Source organism: Bacillus sp. SG-1 (assembly GCF_000181495.1).
In the GTDB taxonomy this organism is placed as follows: Bacteria; Bacillota; Bacilli; order Bacillales; family Bacillaceae_B; genus Rossellomorea.
The window spans coordinates 522,477-539,270 of sequence record NZ_ABCF01000001.1; the positions used below are offsets into that span (position 1 = coordinate 522,477).

Annotated in this window: 14 protein-coding genes; 9 read left to right on the forward strand and 5 right to left on the reverse strand. The window is 40.0% G+C overall.

Translation table 11 applies throughout. From position 1 onward, the window contains the following. Nucleotides 1–46 precede the first annotated feature (46 nt). From trpB to BSG1_RS02785, 4 genes are all read left to right on the forward strand, one after another. Complete coding sequence (trpB, locus tag BSG1_RS02765; protein WP_044022240.1) at nt 47–1,216, forward strand: tryptophan synthase subunit beta; 1,170 nt, start codon at nt 47–49, stop codon at nt 1,214–1,216. A 114-nt stretch (nt 1,217–1,330) separates the two neighbouring features. Further along, nucleotides 1,331–1,525, forward strand: coding sequence for a hypothetical protein (locus BSG1_RS02770; protein ID WP_006835299.1), 195 nt, complete (start codon nt 1,331–1,333; stop codon nt 1,523–1,525). An 85-nt stretch (nt 1,526–1,610) separates the two neighbouring features. Further along, on the forward strand, nt 1,611–1,973 hold the full coding sequence (locus BSG1_RS02775; RefSeq protein ID WP_006835300.1) for a hypothetical protein: 363 nt from the start codon (nt 1,611–1,613) through the stop codon (nt 1,971–1,973). A gap of 452 nt (nt 1,974–2,425) precedes the next feature. Beyond that, the gene (locus BSG1_RS02785; protein WP_006835302.1) at nt 2,426–2,830 is read left to right on the forward strand and encodes a hypothetical protein; all 405 of its coding nucleotides are present in this window, start codon (nt 2,426–2,428) and stop codon (nt 2,828–2,830) included. A 555-nt stretch (nt 2,831–3,385) separates the two neighbouring features. Here the strand turns inward: BSG1_RS02785 and BSG1_RS02790 are convergent. After that, a complete protein-coding gene (locus tag BSG1_RS02790) occupies nt 3,386–5,167 on the reverse strand; it encodes an extracellular catalytic domain type 1 short-chain-length polyhydroxyalkanoate depolymerase (protein ID WP_156791349.1) in 1,782 nt (593 codons plus the stop codon). Nucleotides 5,168–5,475: 308 nt separating this feature from the next. On the opposite strand from BSG1_RS02790, the gene BSG1_RS02795 reads away from it, so the two are divergent. Together BSG1_RS02795 and BSG1_RS02800 are read left to right on the forward strand one after the other, a co-directional pair. Then, the gene (locus BSG1_RS02795; protein WP_006835304.1) at nt 5,476–5,961 is read left to right on the forward strand and encodes a DUF1456 family protein; all 486 of its coding nucleotides are present in this window, start codon (nt 5,476–5,478) and stop codon (nt 5,959–5,961) included. A gap of 3 nt (nt 5,962–5,964) precedes the next feature. Beyond that, complete coding sequence (locus BSG1_RS02800; RefSeq protein WP_006835305.1) at nt 5,965–6,672, forward strand: M48 family metallopeptidase; 708 nt, start codon at nt 5,965–5,967, stop codon at nt 6,670–6,672. Between the two features lie 450 nt (nt 6,673–7,122). Here the strand turns inward: BSG1_RS02800 and BSG1_RS02805 are convergent, their stop codons facing one another. Together BSG1_RS02805 and BSG1_RS02810 are read right to left on the reverse strand one after the other, a co-directional pair. Further along, complete coding sequence (locus tag BSG1_RS02805) at nt 7,123–8,376, reverse strand: aminopeptidase (protein WP_006835306.1); 1,254 nt, start codon at nt 8,374–8,376, stop codon at nt 7,123–7,125. A 93-nt stretch (nt 8,377–8,469) separates the two neighbouring features. Further along, entirely contained in the window at nt 8,470–9,099 is a 630-nt protein-coding gene (locus BSG1_RS02810; protein WP_006835307.1) for a VC0807 family protein, read from the reverse strand. 265 nt (nt 9,100–9,364) lie between these two features. On the opposite strand from BSG1_RS02810, the gene BSG1_RS02815 reads away from it, so the two are divergent. Next, the gene (locus BSG1_RS02815) at nt 9,365–9,547 is read left to right on the forward strand and encodes a DUF4083 domain-containing protein (RefSeq protein ID WP_006835308.1); all 183 of its coding nucleotides are present in this window, start codon (nt 9,365–9,367) and stop codon (nt 9,545–9,547) included. Nucleotides 9,548–9,656: 109 nt separating this feature from the next. Here the strand turns inward: BSG1_RS02815 and BSG1_RS02820 are convergent, their stop codons facing one another. Then, nucleotides 9,657–11,303, reverse strand: a complete 1,647-nt coding sequence (locus BSG1_RS02820; protein WP_006835309.1) for an ABC transporter substrate-binding protein — start codon at nt 11,301–11,303, stop codon at nt 9,657–9,659. Between the two features lie 97 nt (nt 11,304–11,400). Between BSG1_RS02820 and BSG1_RS02825 the strand changes: the two genes are divergently transcribed. Next, nucleotides 11,401–12,666 (forward strand): MDR family MFS transporter, encoded by a 1,266-nt coding sequence (locus tag BSG1_RS02825; protein ID WP_006835310.1) that lies wholly within the window; start codon nt 11,401–11,403, stop codon nt 12,664–12,666. A gap of 184 nt (nt 12,667–12,850) precedes the next feature. Here BSG1_RS02825 and BSG1_RS02830 read toward each other — a convergent pair whose 3' ends face one another. Beyond that, a complete protein-coding gene (locus BSG1_RS02830) occupies nt 12,851–14,596 on the reverse strand; it encodes a sensor domain-containing phosphodiesterase (RefSeq protein ID WP_052302345.1) in 1,746 nt (581 codons plus the stop codon). Between the two features lie 442 nt (nt 14,597–15,038). On the opposite strand from BSG1_RS02830, the gene aspD reads away from it, so the two are divergent. Beyond that, the gene (aspD, locus tag BSG1_RS02835; RefSeq protein ID WP_006835312.1) at nt 15,039–16,646 is read left to right on the forward strand and encodes an aspartate 4-decarboxylase; all 1,608 of its coding nucleotides are present in this window, start codon (nt 15,039–15,041) and stop codon (nt 16,644–16,646) included. The last annotated feature ends 148 nt before the right edge of the window (nt 16,647–16,794 follow it).

Genomic DNA, 16,794 nt, shown 5'->3' on the forward strand with positions numbered 1-16,794 from the left:
TATAGACTATGAGTATTCAAGTTTTTTAGAGGAGCTGAGTTTAGAGATGAGTCAAAACAGTTTAGTTGAGAATGGGTTATTTGGAGAATTCGGAGGGAGCTACCTTCCGCCGGACTTGCAGAATGTGTTATCAATCCTTGCAGAACAGTTTAATAAGTACAAGGATGATGAGGAATTCAATGAAGAGTTCAAATTTTATCTAAAAGAATTTGTAGGCCGGGAAAACCCATTGACCTTTGCTAAAAACCTCACTGAAAAGACAGGTGGAGCAAAGATTTATTTGAAACGGGAGGACCTCAATCATACAGGCGCTCATAAAATCAATAATGTAATCGGCCAGATCCTGCTGGCTAAACGCATGGGCGCAACCAGAATCATCGCTGAAACAGGCGCTGGCCAACACGGCGTGGCAACCGCAACTGCCTGTGCGATGTTCGGTATGGAATGTATCATATACATGGGGAAACTGGATACCGTCCGCCAATCTCTTAATGTATTCCGGATGGAGCTTTTGGGAGCAAAGGTCGTACCAGTGGATAAAGGACAAGGCAGATTAAAAGATGCTGTAGACGAGGCATTGAATGATTTAGTTGAAAACTTTGAGAATACCTTCTATCTATTAGGATCTGCTGTCGGGCCGCATCCATTCCCGACGATGGTCAAGCATTTTCAGGCCGTCATCAGTGAAGAATCCAAGAGACAGATCCTTGAAAAAGAAGGGAAACTCCCAACAGCCGTTGTCGCTTGTGCAGGCGGGGGAAGCAACGCGATAGGTGCATTTGCTCACTACATTGATGAAGAAGATGTCCGGTTAGTCGGAGTCGAACCAGCAGAAGCACCTACCTTAACAAAAGGTGTTCCTGCCGTTATTCACGGCTTTAAGTGTCTGACACTGTTAGATGAAGAAGGAAACCCGCAGCCGACGTATTCCATCGCTGCAGGGCTTGATTACCCAGGCGTTGGACCTGAACACAGTCATCTGAAAACGATTGGAAGAGCGGAGTATGTCACAGTAACAGGACAGGAAGCATTAGAAGCATTCCAAGAGTTATCAAAGGTAGAAGGGATCATCCCTGCTTTGGAGAGTTCCCATGCAGTGGCACATGCTGTAAAACTGGCCAAAACCTTATCGAAAGACGATATCATCATTGTTAACCTATCTGGAAGAGGGGACAAGGATGTTGAGCAAGTAGCTGAGATGTTGAATAAGAAGTAGAGTAATATAAAAACTGGTTATCTGAAAAGGATAGCCAGTTTTTTATTTTTAAAGAAAGGGAAGGGAAGTTTCAGGTGCTGGTGCCTCGTAAGGCCCGCCTTTATAGAAGATAAAATGCTGGAAAAAACAGTTTCTGAAAAACTTGAAGAGACATATGACACTGAAGATATCTCAATTCAATCCGTTGAAGAATTAAGAAAGGACAGTATTCTTGTAAGTTATCAACTTGAAGTTAACGAAAAGAAAATTTTTAGTCTCTTTAAAAGGGATAACGGTAATTTGGTTCTAGTAAATACGGGAGAAGCTTGAGGAATAACAAATGAACTTCCGCAGTATGGTGCGTTTGCTGAACAAGCAGCTGCCCAAGTAAAGGGCAGCAGTTTAATGGAATATTATGAAACTTCCAGAATTGGGTATTCGTCAAATTATTAAAGATAAATCATCCAAAAACCATCAACAACAGTTTATCTTGATTTGCTTGAAGAAAAAAAGGGGGATTATATTGAAAAATTACTTAGGAATGGTCTCCATCTTAATCCTAATAGCTACATATACCTTGCTACAATCTCTTGTTGGAAAATACATTGGACACTGGTGGGTTGTGATAATCGTCATTGGATTTGTAGCTTCAGCTTTAGCTTCCTGGTATAGTAAAAGCGGTTTTTGGAGGAAGGCATCAGCGACTATTTTAATTGCTTTACCTGTGGGCTACTTAATCATTTTAGCTTTATTTATATTCGGATTGTCAGGTTTTTAAAATAATATACTCAACAATCGAGGGTGTTTGCTAAATACATAGTCACCAAGCTTCTCTTTGGTCAGCATCTTCAGCTAAATGGGAGGATTATTGAATAAGGTTTATTAAGAAAAGTGAAAGAAAAGGATTGATACCAAGTGATGAAGATTTTTAGTGGTTTTATTCTTATTATGTTAATTATGGTTATTCTATATTTTTTGCTTGGGGTTGGTTTGTTCTCGGGCGGAACAGGTAATGAGGGGCTAGTTTATATATTTGGTACTTTGATTATTATTCTTCTTTCCTTTATAACTTCATTACTGGTGCATTTAATAGGAGTAATAAATAAAAATTTAAAGTGAAAAGTTTATTCAAGGGGAATTTGTTAAACAAGCTCTGTTCAAGTAAAGTGGCAGAATACTTGAATTAGATTAAATGGCAAATATGATTTAAATGTTTAAGGGGGGTAAGCAATGTTAGGTGAAAATTTTTATAATCAGGTAGAAAAGAAACGATTTAATTTTTTGATTATAAGTGTAATAGCAATTGTTTTTAATGCAGGTATCACGTTTACCTTTGTAATAACTACATTAAAAGGTTTTGAATGGTTCTTCTTATTTATTGCACTATTGTTTTACTTTGTAGTTGCGAATATATTTGTAGGGTTATTTAAAGACCGACTATCACTAATATTTATAGTAAGTTTAATTCTTAGTGCTTTAGGAATGGGATGGCGTTTGTTGCTTGAATGGGGTGAGTTTAGTTTAGTTGAACACACGAACCCATTTGTGTTAATTGGTTACCCTTTTATTATTGCAATTATAATTTCATTTATATATTATTTCTCTTCCAAATTTAATTTCAAAAATCGTAATTGATGAATTAAGTTTGTGAATCAATCTACTTAAATTAACGGGTGCTTTAATGATAAACGACTATAAAAAACCGGTCAGAGGCACATCAGCCACTGACCATTTTTATTTGCAAATACGTTATTTTTTAACTCGGGCTTTTTAACCTATTATTGCTTATCTATCAATGTTGGAGTGTCTTTCTTATTACATCTAGCGGTCCGTCATAAGATATTTTTTTTACATGGAAATCCTCATTTCCAGCTTCTGAGATTCTACGAAGTTTATTCTTTACTTTATTTTTCAAATTTCACTGATTCTTTGGGAGAAATACCAGATATCTGTTCGCTAACCACTCTGACCACTTATCTCGAGCTTATTATTCAGAAAACATTAAAGTTTCTTTGGGCGTTCAGTATCAAAATCACATTGATCTTAAAATGATAAAGAGGTGATAAAGAACTTTGTACCTAGGTGTGAAAAAGCATGTAATGTAGTTTTTTACCACGTACATCGTCATCATCAGCAAAAAAAAACGACCAGCGAGATTCCCGCTAATCGTTTCCTGAATCAATTATATGTTCACTCTGTTCCCCCATTAATAATTAAAACAGGGGACTGTGCGTCATTACCGCCTCCATAAAACTCTATCTGATTTTGATTGTATCCTGCGGTGGTTGTGGCTTTTAGTCTGAATTGGGTTTTGCCACCTTTATTGATTTGCGTTAATGCGCTGGCAGGTAGAACTAAGTCAATGTATCCAGTGGCAGAAGGTGATTGGACGCTCGCAACGTTACTTAAGCTGGCAACTGCGGAATAATCGCTTTGCTCAATCGCTGCGGTACCAAAGGTTCCATTCTTTATATCGGCTCCAACCGCTGAAACCGTTCCTTTTAGAGATTTTGTGTAAAGGCGGATAACGGCCGATTCTATTGTTGTTTGACCAAGGGTGCTTGTATCAAATGATAGAATCCCTCTATAGGTGTCTGTGTTGTACATTCCTTTATCTCCAACCTTGATGTCGCCGGTCCCTTTTCCATCCGCGGTGAATTGGCCGACAAATCCATCTTCTGCTGATAGGGAAGGAATGGTTAAGCCTTCTACTGGAGGAGCGGATTCATCAATAACATAGATTTCCTGTTTAGTTGTTTCTTTGTTTCCTGAAGAGTCAACGCTGAAAAATTTAATCGTAGTGTTCTCCGTAATCAGAATGGGTTCTGTATACAAAGTAGAATTCACCGTTGGAGCTGAACCGTCTACTGTGTAATAAGTAGTAGCTTCCTCATTTGCCTGCAGTGCTACCTGAACGGACTGATTGTACGTTCCTCCTTGTGGATCGGCTGTCGTAACCGGAGCGGTGGTGTCCGTTTCTCCGTCACTACCATCTTTGAAAGAATCAAAGAACTCCCACATCATCCGGCTGGCATCTGGTCCATTCGGATCGGTATAGCTTCCTTGTGAGCTGCCGCCTGACCAGGCATGCCCCATACTGTGGACCATCACCTTTTTCATCCAGACCTTTCCGTCTCCCGCCTCGTAATCACTTACACTATAACTTCTCCCACCTGGCACAGTGAAGTTTTCCGTACGTTCGGCCCGGTCATCAATCCAGTCATCATCTGCTCCGTTTTGTGCCAAATCATTGGTGACAGCCCATTGTGTAGTGACCTGGTCAGCATTAACCGGATAGACTGTATAGTCGGAGGTTCCATGAAAGACAATGACGGGCAGCATCTTAGCTCGGCTGCCCATTGCTCCATAGGCCGAAATGCCTTGCTGCGTAGGATCGGGACCTCCGCTGGACATCGCTGTGAAAGCACCCGACATACTTGTTGCTGCTTTGTATTCGAGTCCTGCTCCGACTCCAATTCCCGAAAAGAGATCAGGATAAGTTGCCCCCATGATCACACTCATGGCAGCTCCAGCTGAAAGACCAGCTGCATATACGTGTTCATCCTGAATTGAATAGTTATTCTTTACGGTATTTACCATGCCCGCAATAATCGCAGGCTCTCCACTTCCCCTTGACTGATGTGCTGTCTCGAACCAGTTCCAGCACTTATTAGAGTTCCCACTGCTCGTTTGCTCCGGATACAAAACCAAGAAACTTTTCTCATCAGCCAGCGTATTCATCTTTGTTCCAGTCGCAAACTGACTGGCATCCTGTGTGCATCCGTGAAGCATGACATATAAAGGGTAAGTTTTATTGGAATCGTACCCATTGGGAACATAAAGCTTATAAGGTTTACCGCCATATGAACCATTAAGAAACTGTCCTGCTGCAGAATACGAACCTGGAAACACTAAACATGCAAGGACCATGATCAAAGCCACCGTCATAAGCCATAACCGTCTACCTGTCATAGAAAAAAATCAACCCCTTTGATTTGATACTTCGAATTGTACATATGGGGAGTTACGGAATAGTTACAATAAAGAGGGGCAAATAATTCAAGTTCTAATGTTTGTATATCTTTTACAAGCGCAAGGACATCTTTAGGCCCTCTAATCAAAGCACTAATTCAGTTCCAAAGAAATAAGCATGTATGTTTCGTATAACATTCACTTCATACTATGTACAAGCTCCTTAAAGTGGTAAGCTAAAGATTCAGTGTCATTCCTTATAATTTTTCTTAGAGAATGACACGTGCAAAATTACAGGAGGTTTACCAATGAATATAGATAATAACGATATATTAATCCGCTTACGATATGCACTTGATATTAAAAATACAGAGATGGTGGAGATTTTCAAGCTTGGCGGCATCGATTTGTCCAAAGAAGAAGTGATGAAGGTCCTTACCAAATCAGAGGACGATGAGGTTCCGTCGGACAATCATATACCATGTGATGATGAAATGTTCGAGTCTTTCTTAAATGGTTTCATTACATTTAAAAGAGGACCTAAGCCAGTTGATCCCGACCGTCCGGCGTTAAGCTATGAACACGTGAATAACCTTCTGCTAAAAAAAGTGAAAATTGCTCTCTCTTTAACTAGTGAAGATATGATCGATATCTTGCAGGATGCAGGTGTGACGGTCACCAAAGGGGAAATGGGCGCCATCTTACGAAGAGAAGGCCATAAAAATTATCAAATTTGCGGTGATCGCTATGCCAGGAATTTCTTAAAAGGATTAACAATCAGATACAGAGGATAAGTCATGAATCATACTTTTTTAGGTGAAACGATCCATTTTGACATTAATTATAAGAACCGGAAATCCATCGGTATTTATCTTGATAGTTATGGACATGTTGAGGTGCAAGCTCCCAGAGGCACGCCTGATGAGTCTATCCTTAAGTTAGTAGAGGATAACTGGGAAGCGATTTTGGAAAACTCGAAGGAAAGGAAAGAGCGCCTGAAGGGAGACCAGGAAAAGGTCTATGTTCAGGGTGAACCTTTTCTGTACTTAGGAAAGACGTATCCTATAGAAGTCCATCAGGATCCAACCATCAAGCAAGATCATATCAAGTTTGATGATAAAACAATGCATGTCTTTGTCCAACAGATGGAAGAAGAACGAATCAAACAGGCTTTGAAACGTTTTTACTACCAACGGTGTAAAGCGATGGTAGAGAAGAGTATTTCCAAACACCAACATCACTTTAAAACCAAACCGACTTCCATCAAAGTAACTGACAGCAAAAAAACATGGGGAACCTGTGATGCGAAAAGGAAGATGACCTTCAATTGGAAGCTTGCCATGGCTCCCCCGGAAGTTATCGATTATGTAGTCATTCACGAAATGTGTCACATGGTCCATCTCAATCATGACCGGTCCTTCTGGCGTCTTGTAGGAAAAATCGTGCCAGACTATAAAGAGAAAGAAAACTGGCTTGCAGTGTCGAGTTGGAAGATGACGGTGTAAAGAATTTAATGAGACGGGGAGTTGAACAGTGTTTCAGCTTCAAAAAGCTTTGAGATTTAAAAAAGACTCGTCGATTGACGGGTCTTTTGCCTTGTCTAAGGGGAAGGGGCAGCTTTTTACTATGAATTCGAAATAAAAAGCACATAATATATCCATTTCACCAAGGGAAAGAGATAGGGGACTTAAAATAAGGGTAATTTTTTCCGTTAAACTGCAGAATTAAGCTGAAGAGAGAGAAATAAGGGAAAAATTTACCGTTAAGTCTGCTCATTCATACAATTTTTGTGTTTTTTAAGTTAATAGCGGAAGATTTTTCCCTTATTTGCCCTATTTTACTCGACATTTCTTCCCTAAGGGAAATTTTTTCCCTTATTCTATGATCTCATTGTCTAAGGGGAAGGGACTTGCAGCTGATATACTCGGAATTGGTGGTTCCTGCATATAAGCTCTTTAGAATTGAAAATCGCCATCCTTCATTAGCACTACTTCAGTTCCACCTTCTTTAATGCCCACTACTTTCATATCTTCAGTACCAAAGGTTACATTGACTAATAAGAGTGAACTATTCAGCCCAGTTGCCTTCAACTCTTCCTCCGTTAGGTCAGTGCCATTATGAATATTGGAGGGAGAGGCATTTCCGATACCAATATGGCAGGCCGTATTTTCATCGAACAAGGTATTGTAAAAAAGAGTCTCTGTCTGAGCAAGAGGTGACTTATTTGAGACCAAGGCAATTTCACCCAGATAATGGGAACCTTCGTCTGTTTCGATGGGATTTTGCAGCACTTCTTGTCCCTTCCCGGCATAATAGTCGGTAATCCGTCCATCTTTAAAAATCAGATAGAAATCATCGATGACACTTCCTCCATAGATAAGAGGTTTTGTACCAACCAATTTGCCGTTCACCTTATTTTTATGGGGAGCAGTAAATATTTCTTCCGTAGGAATGTTCGGAAAGAAAGAGATTCCGTTTTTATCCTTGACGCCCCCGCCGATATAGAGATGATTATCAGGCAGACCAATCGTTAAATCAGTTCCACGGCTATTTGTAAAATGCAGGGCTTGAAATTGGCTCTTGTTTAGGAATTTCTTTCGCGACTTCAAGGCTCGATTGTGACTCTCCCAATCGTTTATAGGATCTTTCCCATCTGCCCGAGCCCCTTTTAAAATCATTTTCCATAATGTTCGCACAGCTTCTTCTTTACTTAGATGGGGAAATACTTTGGCTGCCCATGCAACGTACGGGACAGTCAGCAGACACCAGCGTACTTCGTGAGATCTTATTTTCGCATGATAATCACTCAATTTGGTACGCGAAGCTTTTTGAAAACGACTTATCCTTTCTGCAGAAACTTCCTTAAAGAGGTCTAAATTCTCAGAAATAATATGGATGTAAGCAGCACCTTCATCGTCCCACTCCTTAAAACGGGCAGCCTGCCAATCAGGAAAGTGATCGATGGCACTATCTGCTGCATGTAGGTAAAATTCTTTAGCAGACTGTTCATCTGTCCAATTTATGAAAACATTTGAAGCTCCTGACTCATAAGCTGCCGTTTGGATTAAACGTGCAAACGCAGCATTTTGTACATCACTATGAATAATCAATAATTGATTTTTTTGCAAATTTACACCAGCTCGTACAGAAAGTTCTGCATACTTTTTTAACTGTGTTTCACTTATAAATTCATATATTCCTTTCATCATTTACTATCTCCTCTGTAATGTTCTTGTATAATTTTACTACAGAACCCTGACCTGCTTAAACTAAACTGTCATTTACCGGAACCTTCGCTTAACTTATAGAGCTTTATTAGTGGACTTAGAATTGTCATTGATTAACTTAGAAATATATATAAAGCCGTATATGGATAATCCAGTAAGGATCCAGCTTAATACTTGCCTTAGTATCAACCCTTTGTCAAAAGATTCAATTCCATATGTAACGATTAGCCATACTTTTATGGATGCTAATAATATATCTCTAAAAGCAAATCCAAAAGTAATGAGTTTAAAAATGGTTAATACTCTTGGTTGATAAAATACTTCCCTCATTTTTATTCGATTTTGACCTTGCAATTCCACGAAATCTAAAGCAAAGTATAGAGCAATTGGCTTATTAATAAATATGGTAGAAACAAAGAGTAAACCTATAAAATACGAATAAAAGACATTATTCCAAAGTAAATTAATTGCTGAACCAGAAAGGACATCAATTAAGGTCCCAATTAGTAGGTTACTAACTATAAATACACCAAAGAGATTAATCTTCTTTAAGAGAGCAAACCTAATCATACTATATATAATCCCAGGTACCGAAGATGCTAACATCGCATAGTAATCCCCTATATAATCTCTCCCTATATTCCAAATGACAATTGGGAAAATCAAATAAAAAATTAAATCTCCGTATACAATATTCTTATTCAAAAGACGTCACCCCGCAATGAATGAATACCGTGCCAATAAAATAAATTGTAGCTCAGATAGGGAACTTACAGGCCTTTCTTGGATTAAAGCATCAATAATTTAATATAAATTGTCCGATAACTTATAACTCTTTTTAATAGTTACTTCAATGCATTTTATAATTCAGTAAAGGAAAACCGTTTAATGATTAAATATTTACCTCATACAGCAACACCACTATAGTTTAATTCATGTTATAATTATCCAAAAATGATAGGGGATAATTATGTACATTGGTGATTTTCTATATTTAGCTGTTATCATCTCTTTACTACTTCTGGGAGCTATTTCGTTTACCCTTTTTATTCGCAGACTGCTTATTAATACTAAGGTGACTAGTAACACCTCTGATGATATCAACAAGAAATTAGATAGAATTATCGAATTGCTTGAGAAGCATTCTAAATAATATTAGCTAGTTCAATGCTCTATATGTATGGAGCATTTTTAAATTCGGCCTGAAATATATTTTTTATCATAATTCCTCAGAACAGTAAAAGTTCCCTCATTCTTCCCACCTACACCTCAGGCCGCACCCACAATTTTGAAAAATCGACATACCCAAAATGCTTGAACTTAATGTTCATGATGTCTGATGAGAATGGGATAAATCGTTTCTCATAATAAAGGGGGATCATGATCGAGTCTTCGATTAGCTTCTTTTCCACTTTTAAATTAAGATCTGACCAATTTTCAAATGGTGTCTGAAGGTACTCTTCTGCAAGCTGCTTCATTCCCTCGTTTTCTTTGAAAATATGATAAAGAGGGGAGAACCCATTTTGTAAGAAATGATAAAATGAGAAATCTTGGTTTGACTCGAAAATCTCCCCGTGAATGAAGAGGTCAACATCGAGTGTCTCCGGTTGTTTCGTCAGTGTGTCAGAAAAGGAGAACCACTTGATGACGTAAGGAATTTTTTCTTTTTCAAATATGTCAGCAAGCCATCGCGTTGGCTTTTCTGTATGGCTCGCTCCTCGAATCACAATCGGCTCATTGAAAGGGGGCCGGTCAACTTCTTGAATATTGAAAGATTGATCTTGGCCAACCATGACACTCTTTTTGTTCGGTATCAGCCGAGGACTGCACTCCCCAATAGAATGTCTGTTCTTGGCAATGATCCAATGCAGATAATCACGAACTTCTTTACGTTGGATGGCGGAGTCACGGCAAGGATTCATCACGACAATACCGAAGCCGGAATCACTTTGCACTTCCACTGATGCAGAACGTTTTTGCTGAACTTGAGAATGGTAGATTCCTTGGAAATCCATCGGTACCTGGACGAACTCCACTGCATCAAGCAACGGTCTTTCCAGAAAGTGATCGGAGAATGCAGATAGCGTTGTTTTCTGGTCACTGTTTTCCTGGAGTGAAAAGCAGCCTGTACCCAAAATCCGTTCTTTCGTTTCCCTATAAATGCTCCCGCACATCATCGTGAGCATAGGCAGTGTATAGCTGCAGCCTTCCGGGTGATGAATATCGATGATAAGAGAAGACTTTACTTCAATGGATACAATCGGTGCCCAGAGTTCTGCATAATGCTTGTGCCGCCGAAGTTTTTCCAGACATTCTGCCACGTGTTGAGCTGTCAGGATGGAGCCGTCATGAAATTTAACATCCTTCCTAAGATACAGACGTGTTTTTGCAGGAGAGGTATCCCAGCTATGTGCAAGTTCCGGGATGATTTTACCTTCTTCGGTGATGGAGACGAGACGATTAAAGACATTCGCCACCAAATGTGCACTGAAGACATCGGCTGCTTCTAGAGGGTGAATCGAGAAGAATGGATATCGTTTCGGGACAATCAGTTTGTCTTTGGACTCTTGAATGAAACCAAGCTTCGATTGAAATTTATTCATCAATCTCATTTTGCTGTCTGTGGACCAATTGAACATCAAATATTTGCTGCTCCGTTCAACCGGCTCCTGATCGATTCTTTGTAGAGCTTCTTTTTCAAATAGTGCTTCCACTTCTTTTTTCCAAGTCAAGGCGGAGACATTTCCGCGCCCTTTTCCTGGTTTAAAAGCAATCCAGTCCTGTTCATCCCATTTCTTCAAGTAGCGGGTGGTCTGTTTATGACTTAACTGAAGGGTTTCTGCTATTTCTTCAACCCGGATGCTTCCAGAAGGATAATACCTCCAGAGCGTGAGCAGTTTGTTATCCAATGGTATTACCTCCAAAAGGGGACACCTTTTTTTGAGATGTCTATTTTTATATATGTACGTCTAGTTTAATATACAGTATACAAAGGGAGTGGACAATATGAAGTGGAAGGAATTACCGAGAAATATTAAAGTAAGGATGATCACGTCATTCTTTAATCGAGCTGTTTCATCAGCTGTCATGCCGTTTATGGCCTTATTCTTTGCACAGGAAATGAATAAGGTTTGGGCAGGGGCGTTCCTGATCATGACGGTGGTGATTGGATTCGTGATCAATCTGGTTGGCGGGTATATCTCTGACCGATTTCCAAGAAAAAAAGTACTATTAACGACCTCTTGGCTCAATGCCTTGTTTTTCTTAATCATGACCATCAGTCTGTTTCCGCAGGATAAGCTGATTGTTCTGTTCGCAGGTGCCTACATAGGATTCATTATCACCAGCAGTCTCGGCCGTCCGGCAATGCATGCCATTATTATCGATTCTACTACTCCGGAAAATAGAAAAGCCGTCTATGCACTTGATTACTGGCTCATCAATCTTTCAATGGCAATCGGTGCCGCGCTTGGGGGCTTGTTATACCTTAACCATCAGACCGAACTGTTTATGATGTTGACGTTCACCTCCATAACCATTCCTATTGCGTATGGAATTTGGCTGGAGGATCATTTTAAGGACCAGCTGCAGAAAAAGCACCAAAATGTCTTCATCGATCTCATCAATAATTACCGGGTGGCATTGAAAGACTCAGCGTTCACCAAAGTCGTCGCGGGATCGACGTTCATTTTCGCGGCAGAGTTCTCATTGAACAGCTATATCGGAATCCGCTTGGCTGAAACGTTTGAATCGGTTAGCATCGGGAGCTTTGAAATTGCAGGGGTTAGGATGTTGAGTATCCTGAATATCGAGAACATGCTTCTAGTGGTATGTTTCACATTTATCGTCAACCGTTTCACCGACCGGCTCAACAAAAAACATGCACTTCTGTTCGGTCTGATCCTCTATGGAATCGGTTATGTGACCGTGACATCCGCTAACACATGGTATGTACTGATTGCCTTCAATCTGATTGCCACGATGGGTGAGTTGATATACTCTCCGATTCGGAATGCAGAGCAGGCCAACATGATCCCTGACGATCAGAGAGGTTCTTACTCTGCCTTTTCCGGCCTGTCATTCAGTGGGGCGGACCTTATTGCACGTTCCAGCATCATCATCGGTGCCTTCCTCATGCCAACGATGATGTCCGTCTATATCGGATTCATTGTCATGCTTGGTACGACACTTATCTATACTGGTTTATTCGCCAGGAAGTGGGCGGCTGATAAGGTGTTGGAAAGTACGGTCAGTGCGGGTGGAGGGAAATAGGAAGAAACCCGTCAATGCTTTGGCGGGTTTTTTGTTTTATTAAGGTTTGCGAAAATTGGCAACAAGCTGGTTTTGTCGAGGTGAACAATCTAGTTGATAGAGCAGTTATGGATAATCGAATAATCATAATAGGAAAACGGGACAGGTGAACTGCCCCGTTTTTTTACTGGCTTCCTTCATATCACTAATTTCGAGTGAATGACAAACTTTTTTCTTGAAGAAGTTCGGAAGCATGATCCAATTCCATCGGTTTGCCGAGAAGGTAACCTTGAGCAGTGCCACAACCAATAGAGTCAAGGAGCAGCAGTATCTCTTCACTTTCGATTCCTTCTGCAACTACCTCAATATCAAGGGCGTTTGCCAAGTCAATTATGGCTTGGATAATTTTATTATCTTTTGAGTTAACGGTTAAATTCCTCACAAACACTTGATCTATTTTAATAATATCGATGGGGAGGTTTCTTAAATAAAGAACAGATGAATATCCGGTTCCAAAGTCATCGAGTGCAATCTTAATTCCTTTACTTCTAACTTTAGCTAGAATAGGGACAAGTGTCTCAGTCAATGGAATCAAGGACGTTTCTGTTATCTCAAAGTGAATTTGGCTTGGCAAAATCCCATACTTTATCAGAATGTGATCTAAGTTATCAACATCATGGCCGTAATGAAGAAATTGAGCAGGAGAAATATTAATTGCTACAGAGAATCCAGTTCCATATTTTTTGTTCCAAACCGATATCTGCTTGCACACCGTTTCAAATATCCAATTGCCAAGGGGGATAATCTGTCCAGTTGTTTCTGCCATAGGTATAAATTCTGCTGGAGAAATGAAACCGAATTTTTCACTTTTCCATCGAATAAGCGCTTCAAAACCTGTAAGCCTTCTTGTACTGATATGATATTGAGGTTGGTAGTACATCTCAAATTTATTTTCACTTAGCTCCTGCAATAAATGGGACTCTATCCAAACACTCCGCTCTTTTTTTAGGATGATCTCAGGGGTACAGAAGGTGTAGCGTTTTGACCCTGTTCCATTTACTGAATCTTTTGCGAAACCTGCTAACTTAATTAGTGTGTCAATATTGCAACACTGATCTAAATCATACACGCTTATACCGATACTTGCAGTCAGATGAAAGGTTTGAAACTTTGTAACAATGGGTGCGGCTATTTCGTTAAGCAACTGTTCCGCATATTGGCCGCGCTGCTCATCGGTCTTTAAATCAAAGGTAATGACTACAAATTCATCTCCGTGCAGGCGTACTGCCAATCCGTCTTCTCCTGCACACGTTTTCAATCGATCAGCTATTTCTGTAATTAAAAAATCTCCTAAATCCACAGAAGCGTTTACGTTTCTAAACCGGTTTAGATTGATTAAAAATATAGAAGGATAGCGGTCATTGCTGACTTCAAAAGCTTCAAAAAACATATTTAAATACTGTCGTGTATAAAGTCCTGTTAATGAGTCATAATACACATCTCGTTCCAGATCAATGAGATATCCAAGAAAATGAGAGATTGAAACTATTAATTTAAGGTCTTTATCACTAAAAGTGTAATTCCTATCCATAGCACACAAAGTCCCAAACAATTCTCCATTACGTAATTTTATTGGGAATCCAACGAAACTGCTGCTGCCTTGTGCTTTAGTAACTGACATATCCTTAGTGTCTTCATCTAACACCGTATTTTGAATGACCGTTGGATACGTACAATTATCCACTACTAGTGAGCAATAGGATTCCGGAAAAGGGATATTCCCTTCCCGAACAAGAATTTCTGCTTTGTTTAACGCTTTAATAATAGTGTTTGTTTTTAAATCGTTGCAAGCAAGAAAAAAAGTGTTCGCATCTATTAATGAACTAAGGTGGTGAAGGATGTCTTCTGCCGCCGGCATAAAATATAAATTATCAAGTGACTTAATTGACAATCATTTTCCTCCTTGCTCCCGATGTGAATATTTATATAGAAGTGATTGTAATCAGTAAAGAATAATGAGTACTCCTTCATCACGGGAAATATATTAACTTGTATATACACTTTATAATAACACAAGGTCTTTTTAGAAGTGCCAACCTATCAAAATGGTAATTTTCGGGAGGTGAAAGTTTTCCTCTTCCTAGGATGGTGATGATGTAATTTTTACAAAAATATAAGTTGTAAGGTAGTCTTATCCATTCGTGCTCACTCTGCTGGTAAGGGAAGTGTGTTGAATTTCACCTAGTGCCAACTTACTATATGAATCGTGTTCCGCATATAGAGTAGATTTACTTGCCACTCCTGTTTTCACAGCCTAATTTTTTCTTTCATATTCCAATCTGAGTTGTGGAATACTTTTGGAAAGAAATAACTGTGCCCTTAGGAGGACTTTTATGAATGATCCAAAGAAAGAAAGCCAAGAAATACATAAAATCAGCCCGTTCGAATTAAAAGACAAACTTATTGATCTGGCCACTGGGAAAAAGAGGATGACCCGCTCGATGCTGGACGCCGGCCGTGGGAATCCAAACTGGATTGCGGCAACACCTCGTGAAGCATTTTTTGCTCTCGGCCAATTTGCGATTACTGAATCCAGGAGGGTATGGGATGAAGGTGATTTGACTGGAATGCCAAGTCGAACAGGGATGGCCGACCGGTTCAATCAATATGTACAAGACAACCAGCAGCCAGGCATCCCTTTGTTGAAGAAAGTTGTTGATTACGGCATTCAAAAGAAACACTTCGAGCCGGATGCCTGGCTCTATGAATTAGTCGATGGAATCATCGGGGACAACTATCCCAATCCCGATCGTATGCTTGTCAGGACGGAACAAGTTGTACACGATTTTTTATTGAAGGAGATGTGTGGGGACGATTCTACCTGCGGCCCGTTTGATTTGTTTGCGGTTGAAGGGGCAACGGCTGCGATGTGTTATATATTCGAGACGTTATATAAAAATCACTTGCTCCCGAGAGGATCAAAAATAGCCCTGATGGTCCCCATTTTTCCGCCATACATAGAGATTCCCGAACTGCCTGACAATAACTATGAGCTGGTGAAAATAAAGGCAACGGAAATTGATGAGGAAGGCCATCATACATGGCAATACCCGGCTGAGGAATTAGATAAGTTAAAAGATAAGGACATCAAGGCACTGTTCATTGTGAATCCGAGCAACCCGCCGTCCGTGGCTTTGAATAAAGAATCCGTTGATAGAATTATCGATATAGTAAAACAAGATAACCCAAATCTCATGATAATCTCCGACGATGTATACGGTACTTTTGTGGATGGGTTCCGCTCTCTGATGGTTGATCTGCCTTTCAATACAATCGGTGTGTATTCCTATTCCAAGTATTTTGGTGTGACGGGCTGGCGCTTAGGGACCATCGCCATCAACGAGAACAATGTGTTTGATAAGCTGATAAGAGAGCTGCCGGAGGAAAAGCGGGAAGTCCTCAACAAAAGGTATGCTTCACTCACACAGAATCCTGAAGAGCTGAAGATCATTGACCGTATGGTAGCTGACAGCAGGGATGTAGCGTTGAACCATACAGCTGGATTATCAACGCCGCAGCAGATCCAAATGGCGATCTTTTCAATTTTTGCCATGCTCGATACCAAGAATGAGTACAAACAAAAAACGAATGACATCCTACACCGAAGAATGAATCTTTTATACGAAGGTCTGGGGCTGCCGAAGAAACATTTACCGAACGAAGCGGATTACTATACTAAGATTGATTTGGAGATTTGGTGCAAACACCATTTTGAAGAAGGGTTCTTGGACTACTTGAAAAGTAATTATAACCCGGAGGATATTTTATTCCGCCTGGCCGAAAAGTCATCAATCGTCCTGATGAGCGGCGAAGGCTTCCTGGCCCCGGCATGGTCCATCCGCGTGTCACTTGCCAATTTGGAGGATGAAGCCTACTCACGAATAGGGCAGGAACTAAAAAAAGTGCTGGTTGATTATTTGGCAGAGTGGAAAGAAGGATAGGGTTTCGGTTAATTCTACTTCACATGAATCTGCATAGGAGCAAATATGTAAACCTTCACTTGAATTAATGTTAAATGGCTTTAAGGAAAGTAGTGAATAAAGCGTGCTTGATAAAGTCTACAACGATAAACTACGGTGAGAATCACGC

Excerpts from the sequence above, each read along its gene's own strand:
- trpB (WP_044022240.1), top strand. The coding sequence starts at position 47 with ATGAGTCAAAACAGTTTAGTTGAGAATGGGTTATTTGGAGAATTCGGA.
- BSG1_RS02770 (WP_006835299.1), top strand. The coding sequence starts at position 1,331 with ATGCTGGAAAAAACAGTTTCTGAAAAACTTGAAGAGACATATGACACT.
- BSG1_RS02775 (WP_006835300.1), top strand. The coding sequence starts at position 1,611 with ATGAAACTTCCAGAATTGGGTATTCGTCAAATTATTAAAGATAAATCA.
- BSG1_RS02785 (WP_006835302.1), top strand. The coding sequence starts at position 2,426 with ATGTTAGGTGAAAATTTTTATAATCAGGTAGAAAAGAAACGATTTAAT.
- BSG1_RS02790 (WP_156791349.1), bottom strand. The coding sequence starts at position 5,167 with ATGACAGGTAGACGGTTATGGCTTATGACGGTGGCTTTGATCATGGTC.
- BSG1_RS02795 (WP_006835304.1), top strand. The coding sequence starts at position 5,476 with ATGAATATAGATAATAACGATATATTAATCCGCTTACGATATGCACTT.
- BSG1_RS02800 (WP_006835305.1), top strand. The coding sequence starts at position 5,965 with ATGAATCATACTTTTTTAGGTGAAACGATCCATTTTGACATTAATTAT.
- BSG1_RS02805 (WP_006835306.1), bottom strand. The coding sequence starts at position 8,376 with ATGATGAAAGGAATATATGAATTTATAAGTGAAACACAGTTAAAAAAG.
- BSG1_RS02815 (WP_006835308.1), top strand. The coding sequence starts at position 9,365 with ATGTACATTGGTGATTTTCTATATTTAGCTGTTATCATCTCTTTACTA.
- BSG1_RS02825 (WP_006835310.1), top strand. The coding sequence starts at position 11,401 with ATGAAGTGGAAGGAATTACCGAGAAATATTAAAGTAAGGATGATCACG.
- aspD (WP_006835312.1), top strand. The coding sequence starts at position 15,039 with ATGAATGATCCAAAGAAAGAAAGCCAAGAAATACATAAAATCAGCCCG.